The sequence below is a fragment of the Nonomuraea guangzhouensis genome (assembly GCF_019396345.1).
Taxonomy (GTDB): Bacteria; Actinomycetota; Actinomycetes; order Streptosporangiales; family Streptosporangiaceae; genus Nonomuraea; species Nonomuraea guangzhouensis.
On the sequence record NZ_JAHKRM010000091.1, the window covers coordinates 1 to 5,811 of the forward strand.

Consider the following 5,811-nt stretch of genomic DNA (forward strand, 5'->3'; position numbering starts at 1 on the left):
CCGACATGCCGACCAGCCGAGCTCGCTCGACTTCGGTCAGATGGATCTCCAACGCCAGCGGTCCCGAATGCGCCATGCCCACAAGAATAGAAACTTATCCGGCGAATTTCAGGCGCATGACACTAGTACGGTGCCCGCATACGTACGTTCTTGGGCAGATTGATTGAGTGTGAACGTGTTCCTCGCTGGGTGAGATACCGGAGGTGCCCATGAGCGGTCTCGAACCGGAGGCCATCCTTGGATGCAGACCGAATCTGCTGATCAGCGATCTGTGTGGCAGCTTGCGCTTCTACTCGGACGCGCTGGGATTCCGGATCGGCTGGGAGTGGTCTGATCGTCAAGGCCGGTTCTTGCAGGACGGAGAGCGCTGCGAGCCAGGTGAGCCGGGCACGGCGCTTGTCGGGCGTGACCGCGCACAGATCATCTTGACGCAGGTCACTGGCGTCCATACGACGTGGTTGCACCTCGATGTCCATACGTCTACGCAGGTGGACCGGCTGTTTGAGGAGTGGGAAGCTCGGGGGGTGAGCATCGCCGAGGCGCCGCAGATGCGAGCCTGGGGGATGTACGAGATGCGGCTGCACGATCCGGACGGGCATGTCCTGCGCGTGAGCTCGCCGCCCGGGAGTATCTCCGACTGACCCGGTGAACGATCGTGGTCACCGCACCAGCCGCGGACTTCATGGCGAGTTGGCCCGATCTGGCCCAGCAGCGGCTCACTGGCCCGGTGCGCGCGAGCCGTACGCCGGGCCGAACACCACGAGCAGTGCCAGGTCCTCGGTCACCTCGTCGAACCGGTGCTCCTCGCCCGCCGGCACGAAGATCACCGAACCGGGGCCTACCTCGGCCGTACCGTCCGGCGTCACGATCTTGGCCCGTCCCGCCGTGACCACGTAGATTTCGTCCTCGGTGTGCGGGCTCTGATTGTCGAGCCCGCCGGCCGGGATGCAGTACGTTCCCACCGACAGGGCCGGCACCCTCAGGTGCTCCACCCAGTCGTTGGCCGCTCCGTCGGCGAGCGGCGTCCACACCCCTGCACCTTCGATGATCTGCATGGCGGAAGCATAGCTATGGACAGCTAACCCTTAACCACTTGTGCGGATGAGTGGCAGCCGCGGCCTACCCGTCAACGCCAAGGACAAGACGATCGGTGAACTCGTCTGGCAGATCCCGGCCATGGACGGCGAAGGCGTCCCAGAAGATGGCCTACTCCCTCCGCGCCACGGGGATGCGCCCGCCGCGTACCAAGCAGGCTTCGGCCGGCAAGGAGGCGGCGGCATGAGCCTCGGGCCGTGCACCTACGTCACGCTCTCGATGACTCAGGCTGAGAATCCGCGTTCCACACCAGCGGCGTCCGGGTAGCCGCCCGTACCTGGCGTTCAGCACGCCGGAGGCGGACATCTCGGTCTCCACCACGGGCGGCGGCCTGATCACCGACGCCGACCTGACCCTGGCTAGCGAGATCTATAGCGCCGCTGTTCGCTACCTGGCCGACTGCGAGCGCCTGCACACCGAGCCGTCGGCCACCGGCAAGGCGGGGTCGCCAGAAGGTGCAACTTCCGGCAGCCCCCGGGTTCTCCCTGATCTCACTCACGAGAGGTTCCAAGCATATGTTCAAGCGGCTGCCGGGCGACGAGGCGTGCAACCTCATCAACCCCACAGAGATCGAAAAAGGCCCTCCCCCCTACAACAGGGAAGGGCCCTCGACGTGCGGAGGATCGGGGATTTGAACCCCGGATGGTGTTGCCACCAAACCGCATTAGCAGTGCGGCGCCATAGACCTGACTAGGCGAATCCTCCTGGTAGCCACGCGGCTCAGGACAGCGTACCGGCCTTCTGCCAAGGCAGCAAAGCGGTTCCCCATCCCAGCCTGTCCAAAGGTTATCCACAGCCTGTGAATAACTCCCTGTGGACAACGCGGCAGACAGCAAGCCCGCCCCAAGACGTTCAGGGACGGGCTCAGCATCGAGGTATAGCGCAAGGACCCGACGAGCGGGTCCAACTGTGCGAAAAGGGGTTACGCGGCCGGGTTGGCCTCGCCCTCGATCTCGACCTTGATCTTCTTGCCGACCAGAACGCCGCCCGTCTCCAGGGCCTGGTTCCAGGTCAGTCCGAAGTCCTCGCGGTCGAACTCGCTGGTGATGGAGAAGCCCCACACCGCCTGGCCCCACGGGTTCGTGCCGGCGCCGCCGTACTCGACCGTGAGCTCGACCTCCTTGGTGACGTCGCGGATCGTCAGGTCGCCGACGACGGTGAACTCGTCGCCCGAATGGCTCACCACGCGGGTGCTCTTGAAGGTGACCGTCGGGTACTTCTCGGTCGAAAGGAAGTCGTCGCTGCGCAGGTGGCCGTCACGGTCGGCGACGCCGGTGGTGAGGCTCTCGGTCTTGATCGTGAGCTCGGCGGACGAGTCGAGCGGGTTCTCGGCGATCGTCACGGAGCCGGTGAAGTCGCCGAAGCTGCCGCGCACCTTGCTGACCATCATGTGCTTGACGACAAAACCGATGCGGGTGTGCGCGACGTCCAGGTTGTAGGTGCCGGCGGCGGGGACGGTCAGGCCTTCCCAGGTGCGGGTGGTCATGGGGTTCTCCTCAGAAGGGGTTAGGTGCTTGCTGTGCGGATGTCTGCGGCAACAAATGTCTACACGAGGAATATTCCTCGCGTCAACTATCGTCGGCTACAGTATGAATGTGGTCAACATTGACGACCCCCGGTTGACGGCCATGGGCCTGCTGGCGGAGGTTCACGCAGGTCTTACGGCCCGGCTGCAGCCCGTGTTCAACGCTGCCGGGCTGTCCGATATCGATTTTGAGACGCTGCTGCGGCTGGGGCGCTCTCCCCGGCAGAGCTTGCGGATGAGCGATCTGGCCGCTCAGACGGGCCTATCCACGAGCGGCGTGACCAGGGTGGTCGACCGGCTCGAACGCGACAGCCTGGTCGCCAGGGTAGCCTGCGCCACCGACCGGCGGGCGTCCTACGCCACGCTCACCGACGCGGGGCGGGAGAAGCTCGAAACGGTGCTGCCCCGCCACCTCGAGGACATCGACACGTGCCTGACCGGCCTGCTCAGCGCGGAGGAGCTGGACGTCTTCCTGGCCACTCTCCGCCGGATCCGGGACGTCGTACGGCCCTGCGCTACGGTGGGGGCGATTGAGGAAGAATGCCCAGCTCCGTCCTGAGCTTGGCCATGGCGCGCGACATCGTGCTCTTGACCGTGCCGAGGGTGATGCCCAGCGTTCTGGCGATCTCCGGCTCGGTCATGTCCTCGTAGAAGCGCAGCACGATCGCGGCCCGCATCCGGGTGGGCAGCTGCCGCAATGCCTGCTCCAGGAGTTCGTGGACGTCACCGCAGGCTTCGGGCTCGGGGGCGACCTCCGGCAGGTCCTCTGACGGGTACTCCTCCAGCCGGCGCCGCCGCCACTGCGAGATGTTGATGTTGACCATCGCCCGCCGTACATATCCGTCGAGCGCGGCTCTGTCGTGGATGCGGTCCCATGCGAGGTACGTCTTGGTCAGGGCGTTCTGCAGAAGATCCTCCGCGTCCAGCGGATGTCCGGTGAGCTGGTGGGCGGTGCGCAGCAGGGCGGGTCCGCGCGCAACGACGTACTCGCGGAACTCCTCTTCCCACCTGAAGGTCTGCATCCTGGCCAGAATCGCAGCCAAAGGCCGAGATCGGGCGTAACCGGAATTCAGGATTCGGCCCGCCGACGATAAAGGTAGGTCAAGGTCGGTGGCGGTTTGTATGTCGCCGAGGGTCAACTTCTGTCCCGAGGGGTGCGGATTTTGCTCTCTATGCGCGGGTACGGCGAAGCAGCCCTCGGAGTCGTGTGACGCTATTAGTGCGACCAGGGAGGGACAGATGGGGTATCCGAGCGTGGAACGCCGCCGGGTGCTCGCGGCTGCGGCACTGGGCCGGGAAGCCGGCGCCCCAGGTCCCGAGCAAGGGGATCCGCTGCGCGCGGTCATGGGGGACATCCGCGACATCAGCCCGCACCTGGTCATCATCGAGACCCCTGAGGGCGACGAGGAGCGGCTCGTCATCGCGCCGTGGGCCACCGCCTGGCACGGCGGCGACCTGGTGCCGGGCGATCTGCCGGTGGGCTCGACGGTCATCATGCGTACGGTGCGCGACGGCCGGGTGGTCGAGCGGTTGTGGGCCGGTATCACCCGGATGACCGGGACCATCCTGTCCGTCGAGGGACGCAAGGACATGACGGTCCAGCTCGACTGCGGGCCGCACCGGGGTCGCCGGACGATCGTCGTGCCCTACCGCGCGACCGGCCGCATCCTGGTACGCCATGCGCGGTTCGAGCCGGGGTTCCTGTTCGACGCGATCGGCATCAGAAAGAACGGGGTGAGTCTGGCCCTGCTGCCCGCGACCTCGCAGCCCGCCTATCCGGCGCGGGCCGTCCCCGCTCCGCCGCCCGCCTACGCCGGCCTGCAGTCACGCATCTCCGGGACCGCGACCTGGTCCGATGCCTTCGACGAGGAGGATCGGGGGGCCGCCTACCCCATGGTGGAGCGCTCCGACGTGGGCTGTCCGGACGCCGAGGTGTCGTGCGTGGGCCTGCCGTACCTGGCCATCGGGTCGATGCTGCAGGTTCGGAACGCCTGTACCGATCGATCCGCTAACGTGCCGATCGTGGCGTGTGGTTGCGTGGCCGGGCGCTTCTGCGACCGATGCGTCGAGTGCGACACCTCTCCTCGCGGGCGGATCGTCGAGCTGTCGCCTTTCTCGTACGTGGAGCTGGGCGGCGACCTGGTCAAAGGGTGCTTCAACGCGCAGATCGGATTGGGGTGACGCTCGTGCTGGCATCGCAGCTGCCTGCTCTGATCGTGCTGCTCGTCTTAGGGGCGGTGGCGAAGGTGCTCACCGTACGCTCGGGCGGGGAGATGGGCTCGCTGGCCCGGCTGGGGCCGGCGGCGCTGGTGCCCGCTCGCATCGAGGTTCCGATGCTGGTCGTCTGCGCCATCAGTGAGCTGGTGATCGCGACGGGGCTGCTGGTGAGTACGTCCCCGATCTTCAGGTGGGCGGCGGTCGCGTTCTTCGCCATGTGTACGTACGTGCTGCTGGAGATACGCAGGCGCCGGCCCGACGTGGGATGCGGATGCTTCGGCGAGGTGAGCGGGGCACCCGTCGGGCTGCGCTCGGTCGCCAGGACCATGGTGCTCACCGGGATGGCCGTGCTGTCGCTCTGGGCAGAGGAGCCCGGTTGGCTGGTTTTCGCGCAGCCGTCGTGGTTCGTGGCCGCCGGGATGGTCGTGCTCCTCGTACTGTCGCCCGAGCTTGAGGAGTTGGCGGATCGGCTGCGTTATCGAGCGCCGTGCGAACAGCGCCGGGGCCCGGCCGTGGAGGTCACGCTGGCCAGGCTCCGGTCGAGCGGCCCCTGGCGTCAGCACCAGGAGCAACTCACCGCGGCGGAGCCGTACGACAGCTGGCGCGAGCTGTGCTGGCGCTTCTTCGCCTTCGAGCGGCGGGATGGGGCCGACGTCGTGTTCGCGGTCTATCTCAGCGGGCGGCGTCCGGCTGTACGGGTGGCCGTGGTCAACGCGGAGGACAGCGGCGCTATGCCGGTCTATACGCCTGTATCGGCCTGACGCTAGACAGCGCTATAGAACCCTCGACATGAGGATATGACTCTATTGGGCTATCTAGCTTCCCCACTAGACAGCCCAATAGAGGACTAGTGTCATGCGCCTGAAATTCGCCGGAGATATTTAGCGAGGGATTCAAGTATCTCTTCGGCGGTCTTCTTCCACACGAAGGGGCGGGGATTGTCGTTCCACTGAGCGATCCAGTCCCGGATGTCT

General features: G+C 66.2%; 7 protein-coding genes and 1 tRNA gene. 4 read left to right on the forward strand and 4 right to left on the reverse strand.

Annotated elements, in window-relative coordinates:
* Window positions 1-209: 209 nt before the first annotated feature.
* Complete coding sequence (locus KME78_RS63395; protein ID WP_219539911.1) at window positions 210-641, forward strand: VOC family protein; 432 nt, start codon at window positions 210-212, stop codon at window positions 639-641.
* A 75-nt stretch (window positions 642-716) separates the two neighbouring features.
* Here KME78_RS63395 and KME78_RS63400 read toward each other — a convergent pair whose 3' ends face one another.
* The 3 genes from KME78_RS63400 to KME78_RS63410 all read right to left on the reverse strand — a co-directional run bounded on the left by KME78_RS63400 (window position 717) and on the right by KME78_RS63410 (window position 2,581).
* A complete protein-coding gene (locus KME78_RS63400) occupies window positions 717-1,055 on the reverse strand; it encodes a cupin domain-containing protein (protein WP_219539912.1) in 339 nt (112 codons plus the stop codon).
* A 656-nt stretch (window positions 1,056-1,711) separates the two neighbouring features.
* A tRNA-Ser gene (locus tag KME78_RS63405) sits at window positions 1,712-1,800 on the reverse strand.
* Between the two features lie 217 nt (window positions 1,801-2,017).
* Window positions 2,018-2,581 (reverse strand): YceI family protein, encoded by a 564-nt coding sequence (locus KME78_RS63410; protein WP_219539913.1) that lies wholly within the window; start codon window positions 2,579-2,581, stop codon window positions 2,018-2,020.
* Between the two features lie 103 nt (window positions 2,582-2,684).
* On the opposite strand from KME78_RS63410, the gene KME78_RS63415 reads away from it, so the two are divergent.
* Entirely contained in the window at window positions 2,685-3,179 is a 495-nt protein-coding gene (locus KME78_RS63415) for a MarR family winged helix-turn-helix transcriptional regulator (protein ID WP_219539914.1), read from the forward strand.
* Here the strand turns inward: KME78_RS63415 and KME78_RS63420 are convergent.
* Window positions 3,136-3,642: a SigE family RNA polymerase sigma factor gene (locus KME78_RS63420; protein ID WP_219539915.1), complete on the reverse strand. Its 507-nt coding sequence runs from the start codon at window positions 3,640-3,642 to the stop codon at window positions 3,136-3,138. The genes KME78_RS63415 and KME78_RS63420 overlap by 44 nt on opposite strands.
* A 217-nt stretch (window positions 3,643-3,859) precedes the next feature.
* On the opposite strand from KME78_RS63420, the gene KME78_RS63425 reads away from it, so the two are divergent.
* Complete coding sequence (locus KME78_RS63425) at window positions 3,860-4,801, forward strand: hypothetical protein (protein WP_219539916.1); 942 nt, start codon at window positions 3,860-3,862, stop codon at window positions 4,799-4,801.
* Window positions 4,802-4,806: 5 nt separating this feature from the next.
* Window positions 4,807-5,598: a MauE/DoxX family redox-associated membrane protein gene (locus KME78_RS63430; protein ID WP_308127612.1), complete on the forward strand. Its 792-nt coding sequence runs from the start codon at window positions 4,807-4,809 to the stop codon at window positions 5,596-5,598.
* The last annotated feature ends 213 nt before the right edge of the window (window positions 5,599-5,811 follow it).